We start from the raw sequence: 18,572 nt of genomic DNA, 5'->3' as shown, positions 1-18,572 counted from the left end.
TAGAAGCTTAAATCAATGAGTTTAAATTGAATATTTCGTAATTTCACCCCACAAAAACTATTTATAATTCAATTTTATAATGCAGCAACAAAAGCCATATACTCCCAAAAATCAAATTCGAATAGTCACCGCAGCCTCTTTATTTGATGGCCACGATGCGTCCATCAACGTGATGCGTCGTATCATCCAATCTACCGGTGTAGAAGTGATTCACTTAGGTCATGACAGAAGTGTAGAAGAAGTCGTTAATACCGCTATACAAGAGGATGTGAACGCTATTGCTTTGACATCTTACCAAGGCGGGCACAATGAGTATTTTAAATACATGTACGATTTGCTTCAGGAGAAAGGAGCCGGACACATCAAAATCTTCGGCGGTGGAGGTGGAGTCATCCTTACTGAAGAAATCGAGGAGTTGATGAAGCATGGAATTACCAGAATATATTCACCAGATGATGGACGTGAAATGGGATTGCAGGGCATGATCAACGACCTGGTAAAGCAAGCTGATTTTAAAACACCCGAGCTTAAAGCTCCAAAACAGACTAAAGAAAATTTAGACCATAAGGACGTCAATACTATTGCTAGATTAATTTCTTTAGCTGAAAACAGACACGATGAATTTTTAGAGGTTTTTGAATCTATTCAGAAAAACAATAAAAATAAAGTTCCCGTCCTTGGAATTACAGGAACTGGGGGGTCCGGAAAATCTTCTTTGGTGGACGAATTGGTTCGTCGCTTTTTAGTCGATTTTGAAGACAAACAAATCGGAATTATTTCTGTGGATCCTTCCAAGCGTAAAACCGGAGGCGCACTGCTTGGAGACAGGATTCGTATGAACGCCATCAATTCTCCAAGAGTCTATATGCGATCATTGGCAACTAGACAATCCAATTTAGCTTTGTCTAAATATGTGCAAGAGGCGGTAGAAGTCTTGAAAGCGGCCAACTATGATTTAATCATTTTAGAAACCTCAGGAATTGGACAAAGTGATACAGAAATCCTTGATCATTCGGATGTGTCGCTTTATGTCATGACACCAGAATTTGGTGCAGCTACGCAGTTGGAGAAAATCGATATGCTTGATTTCGCTGACTTGGTTGCTATCAATAAATTTGATAAGCGCGGTGCTAAAGATGCACTTCGTGACGTCAAAAAACAATACCAGCGCAATCACAATTTGTGGGACGCAAAGCCAGACACTTTACCAGTTTATGGTACGATAGCTTCACAATTTAATGATCCAGGTATGAATATTCTCTATAAGAGAATTATGGATCAATTGTCAGAAAAAACAGCTACGACTTTAAAAAGCGATTATCAGATTTCTGATGAAATGTCAGAAAAAATATTTGTCATTCCACCAGCAAGGACTCGCTACCTTTCAGAAATTTCAGAGAGCAACAGGTCTTACGATCAGAAAGCTAACTCTCAGGTAGAAGTGGCTCAAAAGCTTTATGGTATTTTCAAAACCCTTGAAAGTGCTACTGATTCTAAACTTGAATTAGACAAAAACGGTATAGAAGAATCTCAGTTGGAAGAAGTGACCACTTCAGAAAATGAAACTTTAGTCGACTTGCTCAAAAAGGAATTTGACCGTGTTAAGATGGACTTTGATCCTTATAACTGGGAGAAAATTCTGGACTGGGATAATGTGGTTCAGAAGTACACCGATGAGGTCTATACCTTCAAAGTAAGAGACAAAGAAATCAAAATTGACACGCATACCGATTCGCTATCACATACCAAAATCCCAAAAGTAGCTTTGCCTAAATATAAAGCCTGGGGAGATTTGCTTAAGTGGTTGTTACAGGAAAATGTACCGGGAGAATTTCCTTATACAGCGGGATTGTATCCGTTCAAAAGAACGGGTGAAGACCCTACCCGAATGTTTGCTGGAGAAGGTGGACCAGAGCGAACCAACCGCAGATTTCATTACGTAAGTGCAGGTTTACCCGCCAAACGTTTGTCAACCGCTTTTGACTCGGTGACGCTTTACGGAAACGATCCGGACCATCGACCAGATATTTATGGTAAAATTGGTAATGCTGGTGTTTCCATTTGTTGTTTGGATGATGCCAAAAAGTTGTATTCAGGATTCGATTTGGCCGATGCTATGACTTCGGTGAGTATGACTATCAACGGTCCTGCACCAATGTTGCTTGGTTTCTTTATGAATGCAGCTATCGATCAGCAGTGTGAAAAATACATTGCAGAGCACGGACTTGAAAAAGAAGTGGAAGCAAAAATCAAAGACATTTATCAGAAAAACGGAACAGAACGCCCTGTCTATCAAGGTGAACTTCCGGAAGGAAACAATGGCCTTGGCTTGATGTTGCTAGGTGTCACCGGCGATATGGTTTTGCCGGAAGACGTTTACAATAAAATAAAACAAGACACGATCGCTGTCGTCAGAGGAACTGTTCAGGCGGATATTCTTAAAGAAGATCAGGCACAAAACACCTGTATTTTCTCTACCGAATTCGCTATCCGATTGATGGGTGACGTGCAGGAATACTTTATTGAGAAGGAAATCAGAAACTTTTATTCGGTGTCGATTTCAGGTTACCACATTGCAGAAGCAGGTGCCAATCCTATTACTCAATTGGCATTAACGCTTTCCAACGGCTTTACTTATGTGGAATATTACCTAAGCCGAGGCATGGACATTAATAAATTTGGTCCTAACTTGAGTTTCTTTTTCTCCAATGGTGTAGATCCTGAATATGCGGTGATTGGAAGAGTCGCGAGACGAATCTGGTCCAAAGCTATGCGGAATAAGTACGGCGCCAACTCCAGAGCGCAGATGTTGAAATACCACATCCAGACTTCAGGACGTTCGCTGCACGCCCAGGAAATTGACTTTAACGATATCCGTACCACGCTGCAGGCGCTGTATGCGATTTACGATAACTGTAACTCGCTACATACCAATGCTTACGATGAGGCGATTACAACACCAACCGAAGAATCTGTGCGTCGTGCGATGGCCATTCAGTTGATCATCAACAAGGAATTAGGACTGGCCAAAAACGAAAATCCAATTCAAGGGTCCTTCATTATTGAAGAATTAACTGACTTGGTGGAGGAAGCGGTTTTACTCGAGTTCGACCGTCTTACTGAGCGCGGTGGCGTGCTGGGCGCTATGGAAACTATGTACCAGCGCAGCAAGATCCAGGAGGAAAGTCTGCATTACGAAACCTTAAAACACACAGGGGAATTCCCAATCATTGGCGTCAACACCTTTTTAAGTTCCAAAGGATCGCCAACGGTCAAGCCTAGAGAAGTCATCCGCGCGACCGAGGAGGAGAAGGAATACCAAATCAATACTCTGGAAAAACTCCATAAAGTCTATGAAAACAGAGCCGACAACAACCTAAAACGCATACAGGAAGCAGCCATCAACAACGAAAACATCTTCGAAGAACTGATGGAAGCGACCAAATACTGCTCTTTAGGTCAAATCACCGAAGCCTTGTTTGAAGTCGGAGGACAGTACAGACGAAATATGTAAGCAGAGAGCCAAATTCTGCAAGCGCTAAGCGAAGCATAATTTTTGCGAATCGCTTATCCCTATAAAGTAGTGATTCAGTATATTATAATAAAAAGCCTGCCCCCTTTTGACATCATCAGGGGCAGGCTTTTTATTGGGTAACTTAACTGCTGTGATTCACAGGCTAAGTTTTATGATAAATCCTAACTTTTATGTTACTCTTTGGATACTTTTTATATCTTTAGTTAAGGGTTGAACTCATACAATATAAAAATGAAATGTTATAGTTTAGGCCAAGTTAAAGATCTTTTTATCGCATAGACAAGGAATCCATAAAGTGATGATCATGAAGTTAATTAAAACATGAATTGATAGGTGATACGTTAACAACTCTTTTTTATAAATCACTCCGTCCAAAGAGAAATTAGCTGAATTGATTTGAGCTAATATTACACAAATGTCAAGATTATTTACCTGAATTTTAAAATTTCTTCCAAATCGCTTTCATACTTTGTATAATCACAGCAGGTGTGATACTTGCAATGGCGATGAGTATCCAGATTTTCGATTCGAGTTGCTGAAAAGAAAAAATAGAAGCCAGCGCTGGAACAAAATAAGTTGTCATCACAGCCGCAAAACAGAATGCAATAGCCATCCACACCCATTTGTTACGAGTCACTTGGTTGTTTAAGAAATTTTCATTGGCTCCACGCATATTAAAAACATGGATAAACTGACAAAAAGCAAGGCTAAAAAAAGCAACATTGTTATTTATAGCTTCAGATTCTCCCCAGACAAAATAGGAATAGAGGTAAGCACCACTTATTGGAATAGCAATGATGACTCCATAAACTATAATCTGCCTCCAATTTTTTTTGGCAAGAATAGGTTCTTTAGGATCCTTGGGAGGCATTTGCATGACTTTAGAAGTTCCTTTTCCAATTCCTAGAGCAAGTGCAGGAAATACATCTGAAAGCAAATTCAATAACAGAAGTTGCAATGGTAAAATAGGCAGTATAAAAAGTGTAAAACTCATCAAACCAATAATAAAGATCTCAGCAAGATGATAGGATAATTGGTATACTACAAATTTGCGAATGTTACCGAAGATGATACGACCTTCTCTGATGGCTTCCACAATAGAACTGAAAGCATCGTCCTGCAGAACCACATCAGAAACTTCCTGAGCTACCTGAGTACCTCTTCTCCCCATGGCAATTCCTATGTCAGCTTTTTTAAGAGCTGGAGCGTCATTTACCCCATCCCCTGTCATGCCTACAATTTCTCCTTCTTTTTGATAGTATTTTATCAAACTGAGTTTCTGTCCTGGGTCTACCCTTGAGAAGACAAGCGTGTCTTTAATTTTTTTATTACCTTTTTTATTTAATTCTACTTGCAGATTCTTCCCATGGAGAACAACCTTATCCTTTACCGCTTCTTCTGCACATAGATGAGTCTGTTTAGCCACATTATAGGCAGTACCAGGGTGGTCACCAGTGACCATAACTACTTTTATCCCTGCTTTTTTTGCTGTTTCTATAGAATCTGCTACTTCTTTTCGTGGAGGATCTAAAAATCCAATTAGACCAACAAAAACTAGATCTCGTAAGAAATCTTCTTCCTCTTTTCCTTCTGGTAGGGAATCGGTATTCTTGAAAGCAAAGGAAAGCACTCGTAAACCATCTTCTGCAAGAGCATTATTTTTATCTTCCCATTCCTTTTTATCATCTTCTGTAATGTTTTTTATTTCTCCATTTATCAGAATACGTTTGGATCGTTTAAGAATTGCTTCTGTTGAACCCTTCCCAGAAATGTAAAAACCTTCTTCAGTTTTATGAACGGCTCCCATCATCATCGATTCTGAATCGAATGGATTATGAAGCTCTCGATTAAGCTTTTTCATTTTCTGATAAAAATCTGAATCAAACCCTTCCACAAACTGTAGTAAAGCAATTTCTAAAGGATCTCCGCTAGCCTTAGATTTTTCAATTTTTCCTTTTGGATTGCCTTTCTCTTTTTTAGAGGAATTATATTCATCATCACCTAAAGAGGCATCATTAGCTAATACAGAAATTTTAAGGATCTGCCTCAAGTTTTTATTCTTAGTTATGTCTTTGGCCCCGTTAAGTTTAGGTTGATTCCCTTTTTCCCATTCCACTTTGGTAATATCTTGCTTGGGGAATTGACAGGTATTAACCGTAAGTTTATTTTCGGTTAAGGTTCCTGTCTTATCAGTAAAAATAACTGTGGTTTCGCCAAGTGTTTCTACAGCTCCAAGTTGCTTTATGAGCACATTTTTTTTGGATAATCGGAACATACCCCTTGCTAGAGCAATACTCGCCACAATAGGTAGGCCTTCAGGAATTGCAGCAATAGACCAAGCGATAGCAGTTTGGACGAGCTGATAGATCTCTTTTCCTGCAATCCACCCCAACATAAAAAAAGCAGCGGCCATACCTAAAATAACCCAAATGAGGCTGCGGGTTAATTTGTTGAGTTTCTGATTGAGCGGGGTTTCTTTTTCGTTTTGATCTTGAACCAAAGCAGAAATATTGCCGACTTCTGTATTCATCCCAGTTTTAGTCACTATAGCTTTGGCTTTTCCTCCAGTTACTGCTGTTCCTTTATGAAGAATATTTATTCGGTCTGCTACCTGCAGATCTTCTTTTAAAATCTTATCATTTTTGCTTACAGGAACCGACTCACCTGTGAGGGTAGATTCATCCACTTGTAATTCAGTAGCTTCAATTATGCGAGCATCTGCTGAGACAAAATCACCAGATTCTACGATAAGTATATCACCAGGAACAACTTCTTCTGCATCAATTTGTTTTTTTTTACCTTCTCTAATTACATGAGCTCGAATTTTATCCATTTCTTTAATGGCTTCCATCGACTTTTGAGCCTGAAACTCCATCCAAAACCCTATAATTGTGTTTAAGAGGAGTACTATGAGGATAGTAATTGCTTCAGGTGTATCTCCAAAAATAAAAGCAACTACAGAAGCAACTGTAAGCAAATAAATAACTGGATTATTGATTTGAGAAATAATGATTTCCCAAATAGAACGTTTTTCTTGTTCTTTGAGTTTATTAGGTCCGTGCTCTTTGAGTTTTTTCTTTGCCTCTTCACTAGAAAGACCTTCTTCAAGGTTGATAGAAAGATACTCTGCAATTTCTTTCCATTCTTTGCGATAAGCATCTTTGAGAGGACTTCCGCTTCTATTTTTTGACATCTGATTAGGAGTTAGTTGAGTTTAATAAATCACACCGTAAGAGATACGAAAAATGTAATTTATCTTTGGTATTATTACTCTTATTAGTTATAGAATCTAGTGTTGAATACAACTTATTTTACAAACAATAATTAATCGATTATGTTTAAAATGATTAAAAAAATATATGATTATTTTGAATTATGCTTTTTTAATTGTTAACATAATTTCATGTCTTTGCTTGTCTTTTTTTATTGGGATTATTGCAGGTAAACTTTTAAAAGTTACATTTTCTCCATCAATCCTTCCCACAAGTATACCCGACTGAAGTCCTTCAGGATTTTCTATAGTAATAGAATAAATGGTTTTGTCGTTATCTAAAACCATATCAATACTATACTCTTTCCAACTTTTAGAAATGGAAGGTTTCAATAAAATGGAGTCGCCATTTAATTGCAAACCTAAGACAGATTCTAGTGCAACTCTGTACATCCATCCAGCAGAACCAGTATACCAAGTCCAGCCACCTTTTCCTGTAAGTGGGGCTTCACCGTAAATATCTGCTGCTACAACAAAAGGTTCTACTTTATACTTATCTGCTGATTCCTGGTTTAGTGCATGATTTATGGGATTTATCATATTCAAATAGTGAACAGCCTTTTCTCCAAAACCCATTTCTGCAAATGCTTTGACTGTCCATAGGGCAGCATGTGTATATTGACCACCATTCTCCCTAACTCCAGGAATATAGCCTTTAATGTAACCTGGATCTTTATCAGTTTTATTAAATGGAGGTGTGAGTAAACGAATTAACTTGTCATCTTCAGAGACTAGATTTTCTTCTACAGCCGTCAATGCTTGTTTGCTTCGTTCTTCAGAAGCAACTTCTGAAAAAATAGACCAAGCTTGTGATATAGCATCTATTCTACATTCATTATTTTCTGAAGAACCAAGTGGTGTCCCATCGTCATAAAATGCCCTTAGATACCATTCTCCGTCCCAGCCTTTTGTATTGAGTTTTTCCTTAAGATTTGCTGCTACAGTTTTGTATTCATTTGCCTTATAAATATCATTCATTATCCGGCAAACTTTTTCAAACCGTATTAAAATATAATAGATAAAAAATCCAAGCCATACACTTTCTCCTCTTCCTTCTTCACCCACTCGGTTCATACCGTCATTCCAATCTCCTCCTCCTATCAGAGGTAGATCATGAATACCAAATTGAAGTGAAATATCAATGGCCTTACAGCAGTGTTCATAAAGTGTACCTTTATCATGGAGCGTTTTTGGATGCAGGTAGGCTTCATGTTCAGAAGGCTTAAGATCTCGTGCAAAAATATAGGTTAATTCCTCTTTCAGGATAGATTCATCATTTGTAGATTTTAAATAAAACTCTACCGCATAAGGCAGCCAGAGACGGTCATCTGTAATTTTGGAACGAATTCCTCTCCCTGTTGGAGGGTGCCACCAATGCAGTACATCCCCTTCTTTAAATTGATGTCTGGCATGCAGCAAAATTTGTTTACGGCATAATTTGGGGTCTACATATATTGCGGCAGCAGCATCCTGCAATTGATCTCTAAAGCCAAATGCTCCTCCAGCCTGATAAAAAGCGGTACGTGCCCAAATACGGCTGGATATGGTTTGATACATCAACCACCCATTCATCATCACATCCAAGGATTTATCAGGAGTTGTGACTTGAATTTTTGAAAGCAATTTCCTCCAAAAACTCTTGATATTTTGAAGCTCTGTGTCTGCCTGTGTAATGTCCGAATAATACTGTATGATTAAATCTGCTTCATTTCTTGTTTGGGTTTCTCCTTCCAGAAAGATGAGAGTAACTTCTTCACCAGGTGCTAACTCAAAAATAGTTTGAATTGCTGAACAAGAATCGCCTCCTGTCTGAATTGTGTTTTCAAGAAATTCTTTTGAAGTGATTGCAACTGGTTTGTCCAAAGAGCAATTTCTTCCAATAAACTGCTGACGGTCTGTGGTGAAACGAAAACTAGAATCTTGTAAAGAATTAATGACCGAAGTAAATACGGTTCTCCCTGCAAATTCATTATTGTAATTGTTTCTCGCATAAATAGTCTTTCCATCATCTGAAGCTTCTTGAATAACAAACCTGGAAGCGCTTGTTCTTTCAACACCTAAAACCCTCTCTAAATACCTGAATACAGAAAGTTTTTGTATTTCACTTCCTGTGTTTTTCAAAATGAGTTTAGAAATTTTTACGGTTTCATTTTCAGGAACGAATTGTATGAGTTTTTGATCTAGATTATTAGAAGTAAGATGAAAGCTTGTGTAACCAAATCCGTGTGTAACATAGTAAAATCCTGAACCAACAACAGGTCCAGGTGTAGGTGACCAGTATTCCTTTGTTTTTTCATCCCTAATGTAAAAAGCTTCAGAGTGCAAATCTGTAATAGGGTCATTAGACCATGATGTTAGTTTATTTTCCCGGCTGTTTTCACTCCAGGTATAACCAGCGCCACGCTCAGAAATTGTAAAACCAAATTGGGTGTTTGCAATTACATTAATCCATGGTGCGGGAGGAAAAATATGAAAGCCAGTGTCTGGATCTTTTTTAATCAGGATATGATATTCTTTTCCATCTTCAGAAAATCCACCATATCCATTAAAGAATTTTAGTTTATGCTGTTTTTCTTTAAATAAATTATCTGTTATAATCCCAAATTCTTTTAGGGGAGAATACACTGTTTTTTCTCCTTCGATATACCATGAATTGGTTTCTGCAGATTCTTTTGTTTTTGAGAAATCAGGTAAGTTTTTTTCAAAAACAGCGTGAGCTACACTGAATAAGAGTGCGAAATCTTCCTCCTTGATTTTATCACCCTTACAGGTAAACACACCTCCTCTTTTATTGAAAATATCCCGCTCATGTGAAGACTCAATCGCTAACTGAATTGCATCTTGTACTTCATCTATATATCCAGGGGCATGTTCATTTATAATAAGTAGTTCAGATTCAATACCCCGCATTCTCCAGAAAGCATGTGCCTTGAATAAAGTTTTTACATGTTTAAGTTGTTTGGTATCATTGATGCGGAATATAACCAATGGGAAATCCCCAGATATTCCATATGGCCAAAGATCATGTTGTTTTTTCTGATTGAGTTGAAGCAGGTATTTATTTGTCCTGTACAAAGGGTTTGCATAATAAATATAAGAAGATAATTTGTGGAAGTAATGCGCTTGTCTGCTATTTATTGCAATATGGTTTAACTGCGCTGGGCCATGCACGGCAGCAAGATCAAAAGCCCTATTGATAGCTTGTTGACTGTCATAAATATCAGCCATTTGTATTGCTTCATCCCTTGATCTAGCAAAGCCAAGGCCAAATGAAATTTTGATTTTTTGTCCAGCATTAAGCTTAATTTTTTTTCGAAAGCTAACGATCGGATCTGATACATTTCCTTGGGAACCTTTAAAACGGTTTCCGTCATCCATTGCCATTGGATTACTTAAAGTTCTACCTTTACCGATAAAATTTGATCTTTCTGTCTCAAATTCCAGCGAATTAGGTTTGTCATGTTCATTACAAGCAATAGTATGAACGAGCCAAATTGGTTTTTCCTCCTTACTACGTGGCCTTCTTTTAGCTAAAATAGAATGGTGCATTGGTAAATAGTCCGTTTCTACAAATAGTTTAGAGAATGCGGGGTGCGCATTATGATCAACCATCCTATTTAGCACAACTTCAGCATAACTAGATATCTCAAGAATACGTTCGCGATCAGAATAGTTGGTTAGAGTTAGTCTTCTGAGTTCAATTTGGTGATCGACAGAAACACAAATTTCAGTAGTGGTTTCAATCCAGTCGTCGACCCTGGAACATTCAACTTTACCATTATGAAACCAAGTATCATATCTATCTGGTTTTCGTTTGACTGGTTGGTGCATTGCAGACCAAAACTTTCCATCCTCTGTATCTTTGATGTAAAAGAAAAATCCTAGAGGGTCTATAGTAGGGTCTGGTTTCCACGAGTTTGTCCTGATACCGTTTGAAACTGAAAAACCAGTACCAGCATGAGTTATCATCGCTGAGAAATTTCCATCTGAGAGTGTATGTAATCTTGGTGGACTCATATCGAGTTCATTTATTCCATAATGCTCTACTATATTACTCGTAGATGATTTTATACGCGGTTCGAGTTCAGCATCAATAGGGTGTGGTTCTTTGATAGGGACTCCTCTCGGTATTCTTTCTTGTAAAATGAGTTCTAAACTTTTTACTGACGAGTCAGAATGGAAATTGTTATTGATCGTCCAGTTATTGAGAAAATTATCAAGTGCTATCAAACTCATGCCATGATGATGGACCATGAATATTTTTACTATTTTAAATTGCTCTTCATTTAACATGTGTGAGGGGGTGTAATCAATGGCATCGTAGAACCCCAAGAGTCCTAAACCGCCTGATTTTTCAATTCTTTTCAAGTTTTGAATTGAAACTTCAGAATCTACCATTAGGGCAAGCAATGAAGCATAGGGTGCAACAACATACTCATCAGCCAAGCCACGTTTTAATCCAAGCCCAGGCACTCCAAATGAGCGATATTGGTATTGCATATCGATATTGAGAAAATAATAAGCACTCTCAGAAAAACCCCACGGAAGATCCCGCTTGTTGCCATATACTTTTTGCCAATTAATTACATTTTTATAAGTGTGACTTAATATAGTATCTTGAAACGAACGCATAAAAAGTAATGGCATTAAGTATTCAAACATGCTTCCACCCCAGGAAAGCAAAATTTCTTCACGATTAATTTTAGTTAGTCTTCTGCTTAATCGAAACCAGTGCTCCACAGGAACATCTCCTTTTGAAATAGCAATATAAGAGGCAATTCTTGCTTCGCTAGCCAAGAGATCATAGGCGCCTTTGTCTAGTTGAGCTGTGTCTAGATTATAACCAATACTAAACAGTCCTCTTTTTTTGAGATACAGAAAAGAAAAATCCATATCATTAATTATTTTTTCTGAAAGTGATATAATATGATTCGCTTGATTTTGCCAATTTTCCAGAAGTTGAAAACAGTCGTTATTATTATTCTTAAGTAAAATACCTAACTCATGAGGTGAATAGGCATGAACATCAATTTCATCTGGTAGTAGTAGACATTTGTATTCATCTATTGCCTCTTCAATTAACTTTAATGGGCTTTCAATCCAAAACAATAAGTTCTCGATCTTTCTGTCATCCATCGAATCTTTGGTGGAAAGAAGATTTACTGCACTTAAACCAACAGCGTTTTCCTTTAAAACCCTAAGTAGATCAAGGCTAATGTGGTGATTTAATTTTTCTTCAGTATCTAGTTTCTCAAGCATCAAAGTGGTGAAATGAAAAACCTGATTTAAAGAATTTTCAGGAAGAAGGTTCTTAGAATTCAATTCTTCAAAAATTTCTCTTATTGTGAGAAGAGAATCCTTTAACCCCGTCATGAAGTTTTTGTTGATCCCTCTGGTGCTCATCACTTCCTTAATTGCTTCTTTTATAACAATTAAACTTGCAGCCAGGTTTCCAGAATCTACAGTTGAGATATATCTGGGGTCTAAAACTTCACCAAGCCTGGTTTCATACCAGTTAAAAAAGTGACCTTTATACTTTTCGAGTTCATTTATGGCATGTAGAGATTTTTGTTGTCGTTCTAATAATTTGCCTATAGTTATATACCCCATGTTATATGCTGCCTGATTGGATACAAGTCCTAATCCCATATTGGTAGGAGAGGTTTTTTCTACGACTGGTAGAGGTGGATCTTCCTGATAATTATCTGGAGGAAGCCAGTTATGTTCCTCATTAACAAAACGTTCAAAATAAAACCAAGTACGTCGGGCATACATACGAAGTCTTTGCCGGTCTTTGTCACTAACTACCGTAACACGTTTTTTTATAGGTTGGCTGATATACCAAACATAAAATGGTGATCCAGCCCATAACACAAAAATCGGGGTAACAAACCAGAGGTAGGATGGAGCAATAACAATAGCAGTTACAAATATGAAAACACCCAATAGTACAGAAATCAACATTAATCGAAAATAGGAGTTTAATGAATTAGGGCTTTCTCCTTCAGAATATGAGGCGGTTTCCCATTCAAGCAACCCTTTTTTTGATATAAATAGTCGGAATAAGGATTTTAGAACAGCATCTAGTTGGTTGAATGCCTGATGAGGAAAAATTATGACTGTTGAAATGGTCTGAACTGAATTTATTTTGAGATTATCGATTACTTTCTCCATATAAAGTTGCCATCCTACTCTCGCCGGACGGTTTAGCAGGTCGCTCGATAGGTTCACGTATATCTGAAACGCCAAGATTCCCAAAGTCGCCCCAATCCAAATCCACCATGATCCTGGCAATAAGAATAATCCAGCTACAAAGAAAATTGTTAAAAACAAAAAATTCAACGACCTACGAAGGTTATCAAATATTTTCCATTTTGATAGAAGATTTAATGGGTTTCGATTTTTCCCATCTTGACCAGGAACTTTTGAAAAAAGCCATGCAGCAATCTGCCAATCTCCTCTAGCCCAACGATGAGCCCTCTTAGTATAACTGCTATAAGTGCTTGGGTAATCGTCAAATAATTCAATATCGGTGGCTAGACCTGCCCTTAAGTAATTACTTTCAAGCAGGTCATGAGACAGAATCCTATTTTCAGGAAATTTTTTACATAATACTTGATTAAAAACTTTGACATCATAAATTCCTTTGCCAGTGAAAATTGCTTCACCTAGCAGGTCTTGATAAATATCTGATATAGCAGCAGAATAAGGGTCTATACCTACATTTCCTGAGAATATTTTTGAAAACCATGTACGTCTAGCAGATTCCGGGGAGAAAGAAATGCGAGGTTGTATAATTGAATAGCCTCTGGTAATTCTATTCTTTTTAGGATCATACCATGCCCTGTTAAGTGGATGAGCAATTGTACTTATCAGTTTTTTTGCTGAATCAGGGGGCAATTTTGTATCTGCATCAAGTGTGATCACAAATTGAACGGGATTTGATTTCAATGAATTTAAAAAATCACTTGATATTATTGTGTAGGATGTTTTTGAGTTTGGATTGCAAATCAATGAATTCAATTCTTCCAGTTTTCCTCGTTTTCTTTCCCATCCCATCCAAACATTTTCCAATTTATTCCATAAGCGTGCTCGGTGTAGTATGAAAAATCGATTTCCATACTCTGACGCATACCTTTTATTTAAATCATTAATGGCATTTTCAGCTGTTTTTAATATTTCATTTTCACCTTCTAAGATTTTTTTATTTGCATCTTCAAAATCTGAAAGCAAAGCGAACTGAAGTGAAAAATCTGGATTTGCTAAAGAATGTATTTCTAATTTTTCAATTTGACGGAGAACATCATCCTTAGAGGTTATCATAGTTGGAATAACTACAAGTGTCCTTGATGTTGCAGGTATTCTCTTTTTGTAATTCATTTTGGGAAGCACGCGGGGAGACAGTAAAATATTAAAAAACCTGTTTATAAGTGTTATTGAAAAATCAAGAGCTGGAAAAAAAGCCACCAGAATTACAATTGCTATAACCTTTATTGAGGAGTTCATTGCTCCTGTCATTTCTAACAAAACCCACACAAATACTACGGTGAAACATAAAAGTACTATCAAGTATAAAGAGAAGTTTTTTTCAAATAGCCTTATAAATCTTTCTTTAAGCGGAAATGAATAATTGACTTTCTTAGTCATTTCCTCATATCCATTTCCAACTATATAGTAGCCTATATGCTGCTTTACATCATCCTGTAGCAAATCATCATTAACGTCAGTATTGTTATTAGCGTATTCTTTTGCTAAATGCAGAGCAGAATATGAAACCTCGGTTTCGGAAAGATTTGACCGTCTGCTTAATTTCTCAATGCCCTGTCGGTATCTATCTCTTGTTGAAAAATCCATTGCTGAATATTGCCTGGCAGGATCCATCATTAAGATACGGTCTATGACAGAACAATCCTCTACAAAACCAGACCAATCAGTTTCAGTTATTTCTCTTAAAGAGACCACTGCATGTTGAATATTTAATTGAAGCCTTGATTGTTTTTTTGCTTCTAAATTAATCGCATCTTCTAGGTTTACATCATATTTACTTATACGGTAATTGAACCAACGTTTTTGCTCTTCTTGAAGTAGGTCAGCAGAAAAAAGATTATTGAATAACTCTATAAGGTATAATAGACCTAGTTTTCCTGATCGAGCTCTCACCCAATTTGATATAGCATGAGAAAATACTCCTGGTTCCTGCAAGTTTTTATTTTCAATTTCTTTTATAAAATCATCAACTTCATTTGATATCCTTTTTTGTTGCAAAATCTGTGAGGCTTTTTCTGACAGGATTTGTATCAAAAACAAACGAATCATAATGGGAATGGCCCAAAGTTCTCCCAACTTGAGCGTCTCTTCTTCCTGATATGACCGGATATATTCCAACAAGACTTCACTATCTAAAACATTATCAGTATGAATAAGTATGTTGCGTACTACTTCATAAATCCTGGGATAGCCTTTATACTCACCTTCTAATAATATGGGAATAGATCTTTGATATGCTCTTGGAAAATCAACAGAAATTTCAACAATCTGTTCCTGAATAATATAAAAATTATCCAATAGCCATTTTGACGCTGATGAAATTTCTTTTTCAGATTTTAATCTTTTTGAAAGTGTTCGATAAGTTTCGTTAAGAATCTGTTTTGAATCTTGAAGAATTGGCTTAATAGGTTTCGGATTACGGTAAGTAGATGAAACCTTATGGGTTTTGGCCAAATTGATGGCACTCTCTTTCAGAAAACTAATGTTGAACGAAACTGTTTGTCTATCTTCCATAAATAATGAAATTGAAAGCTGATGTAAGTTTTAATGTTTTTAATAAATAAAAATAATGAGCTGATTCTTAAGGTGTAATGATTTAAGTCAGCAGTTGTTTTCTTTTATGTTGAGTTTTCCTAGACCAAACGATCTTACATTCAACAATTTTTAATGCTAAAAATTTTAAAGTCTTCGATGAGGATTACGACCATTTATTAAAATTGCTATTCAATTTCTCATCTTCTAAACTAAACCTTAAAGTTTCAGCCGCTTAACCACAATTGATGTATATTTGCACGCAATTAAATCTAATTGCAATGACAAATTCAAAAGTCAAAGGACTAGGTCTTACTTACGACGATGTTCTTTTAGTTCCAGCTTATTCAGATGTTCTTCCCAGAACAGTCAGCATTCAAAGCAAATTCACCAAAAATATTACTCTTAATGTTCCTATTGTTTCTGCAGCCATGGATACGGTAACAGAATCTAGAATGGCCATTGCGATTGCTCAGGAAGGAGGTATAGGGGTTCTTCATAAAAACATGACTATTGAAGAGCAGGCCTTAAAAGTGCGACGTGTCAAGCGAGCAGAAAGTGGGATGATCATAGATCCTGTCACTTTACCCATCACCGCTACAGTTAAGGATGCGAATGATAGCATGAGAGAGCACAGTATTGGAGGGATTCCTATTGTAGACGATGCTAACCGCTTGATTGGTATTGTCACCAACCGGGACTTGCGATTTGAAGTTAAAAACGACCGACCAATTAAAGAGGTCATGACTACCAAAAATTTGGTGACTGTAAGTAAGGGGACTTCGCTTAAAGAAGCTGAGGTCGTTTTACAAAGGCACAAAATTGAAAAGCTTCCAGTTGTTGACGAGCATAATAAGCTTGTCGGTCTCATCACATTTAGAGACATCACAAAACTGACCCAGAAGCCTTCAGCCAATAAGGATGAATATGGTAGATTGAGAGTGGCTGCTGCATTGGGAGTGACCAACGATATCGTAGAGCGTGCCGCTGCTTTAGTAAAAGCAGGCGTAGATGCTGTAGTTATCGATACTGCTCATGGACATACTAAAGGTGTTGTTGATGTACTAAAGGTTATCAAAAAAGAATTCCCGAAATTGGATGTAGTCGTAGGAAATATAGCTACTGGCGAAGCAGCAAAATATTTGGTTGAGGCTGGAGCTGATGCCGTAAAAGTTGGGGTTGGACCAGGTTCTATCTGTACCACTCGAATTGTTGCAGGAGTTGGATTTCCTCAATTATCTGCAGTTATGGAAGTATCAGAAGCTATTAAAGGCTCTGGAGTTCCAGTGATTGCCGATGGAGGTATTCGCTATACGGGAGATATTCCTAAAGCGATTGCAGGAGGAGCAGATTGTGTGATGCTAGGGTCGTTACTTGCGGGAACTAAAGAATCTCCAGGAGAAACTATCATTTATGAAGGACGAAAGTTTAAATCTTACAGAGGGATGGGTTCTATAGAAGCTATGGATAAAGGTTCTAAGGACAGATACTTCCAGGATGTAGAAGATGATATCAAAAAGCTAGTTCCTGAAGGCATTGTGGGACGGGTGCCTTACAAAGGTGAATTGGTAGAAAGCATGGTTCAATTTATCGGTGGCTTAAGAGCTGGTATGGGCTATTGTGGTGCAAAAGATATTCAAACCTTGAAGGAAAACGGAGAATTTGTGCAAATCACAGCCTCCGGAGTTATGGAAAGTCATCCTCATAGTGTCTCTATTACCAAAGAAGCACCAAACTACAGCAGATAGATTTTCAGAATATATATCTATTAAAAAAGCTCGAAATGTAAATTTCGAGCTTTTTGTTTTTAAGATGAGTTAGAATCTAATTACCAGAATTTCCCTCTGGAATCACATCTGCTGATTCTTCTTTAATTTCGATACCAAGTTTGTCAATAACCTTAAGAGTAATATCAAATTCAGGATCTATATAAATGATACTGTTGTTTTCATCAAAAATTTGAGTGAAACCTTCTTCTTTGACGATTTCTTCGATAGCAGTACCAATTTTGTTGTAAAGCGGTCTCAAATATTCATCTTGTTGCAGTTGTAGCATTTGCGATGAATTTTGCTGAAGCTTTTTGAGATCTTCTTCTAGATCAACAATTTCTTTTTGCTTTATTTTTTTCATCACATCGTTCATGCCTTCTTTTTCCTTCTCATTGTAATCGTCCAAAACTTCACGGTAAGCAACATACTTTTCTTGAATGGTACTGTCTAGTTTGGCGCTGTAGACTTTTAATTTTTCTTCTACATCTTTGATCTCTGGCATCTGGGAAAGGATGTATTCGTTATTGACTGTACCCACTTTGGTTTGGGAAAAAGAGGTAAAACTAAGCGCTAATAAGGCGATGCAAATTATGTGTTTCATTTTTTTTTTTTTTACAAATAAAGTCAATATAAATATGAAAACAAACCTTACCTAATTTGTTTTCACACTCTTACCTTCTTCTATGAACGCTTTGAAATCTTGCTGAACGACTTTTGATCTTTTTTTGAATATGTCCGGAAGCAATTTACTAACTAATACCATAAACCCTGAGAATTTGAATTCACTGTAAGACGTCCATTTGGTTTGATTTTCATTTATCGCTTCAAAGTAATTTTTTTGAGTGCTCTCCATTCCTTTAGAAGTGTATCGCCCATGCCATTCGTTTGGTAAGTCTTTTTTTAATATGGTCTCCGTCATTTTTATAGATTGTCCTTCCATGGTGATGTAAAGTTTCCTCTTAGTGCCAACTTCTCCATTTTCTCCGCTAATTACACGACTTCGTTTCAAGCCACGCTGCCAATGTGGAAGCAAATCGGGATTTTCAAAAGCATCGATAATCTCTTGTCTGGGTTTATCAATAATAACTTCAGTAATATATTTCATAAGGCAAGTTTACTTTTATCTTTCTAAAGTTGAGGCTGTAAACGGCATTTTTTAAAAAAACTTAAACATTGTGTGCATTGGCATTTTTCTTAC

The 18,572-nt window shown here is 37.1% G+C and carries 6 protein-coding genes; 2 read left to right on the top strand and 4 right to left on the bottom strand.

Annotation, left to right across the window (positions count from 1 at the left end):
* Positions 1-79 precede the first annotated feature (79 nt).
* Positions 80-3,514, top strand: a complete 3,435-nt coding sequence (locus LB449_RS08915) for a methylmalonyl-CoA mutase family protein (protein ID WP_224454757.1) — start codon at positions 80-82, stop codon at positions 3,512-3,514.
* Positions 3,515-3,974: 460 nt separating this feature from the next.
* On the opposite strand, the gene LB449_RS08910 is transcribed toward LB449_RS08915, so the two are convergent.
* Positions 3,975-6,728, bottom strand: a complete 2,754-nt coding sequence (locus tag LB449_RS08910) for a cation-translocating P-type ATPase (RefSeq protein ID WP_224454756.1) — start codon at positions 6,726-6,728, stop codon at positions 3,975-3,977.
* Between the two features lie 180 nt (positions 6,729-6,908).
* Entirely contained in the window at positions 6,909-15,587 is an 8,679-nt protein-coding gene (locus LB449_RS08905; RefSeq protein WP_224454755.1) for a GH36-type glycosyl hydrolase domain-containing protein, read from the bottom strand.
* 299 nt (positions 15,588-15,886) lie between these two features.
* On the opposite strand from LB449_RS08905, the gene guaB reads away from it, so the two are divergent.
* On the top strand, positions 15,887-17,353 hold the full coding sequence (guaB, locus tag LB449_RS08900; protein WP_224454754.1) for an IMP dehydrogenase: 1,467 nt from the start codon (positions 15,887-15,889) through the stop codon (positions 17,351-17,353).
* A gap of 76 nt (positions 17,354-17,429) precedes the next feature.
* Here the strand turns inward: guaB and LB449_RS08895 are convergent, their stop codons facing one another.
* Together LB449_RS08895 and LB449_RS08890 are read right to left on the bottom strand one after the other, a co-directional pair.
* Positions 17,430-17,975 carry an OmpH family outer membrane protein gene (locus LB449_RS08895; RefSeq protein ID WP_224454753.1) on the bottom strand — a complete coding sequence of 182 codons (546 nt, stop codon included), beginning with the start codon at positions 17,973-17,975 and terminating at the stop codon, positions 17,430-17,432.
* Between the two features lie 51 nt (positions 17,976-18,026).
* Entirely contained in the window at positions 18,027-18,479 is a 453-nt protein-coding gene (locus LB449_RS08890) for an SRPBCC family protein (protein WP_224454752.1), read from the bottom strand.
* Positions 18,480-18,572 lie beyond the last annotated feature (93 nt).

The organism is Psychroflexus lacisalsi, from assembly GCF_020164495.1.
GTDB lineage: Bacteria > Bacteroidota > Bacteroidia > Flavobacteriales > Flavobacteriaceae > Psychroflexus > Psychroflexus lacisalsi.
The sequence above is the reverse complement of the archived record's forward strand: the minus strand, read 5'-3'. Positions and strand labels throughout refer to the sequence as shown.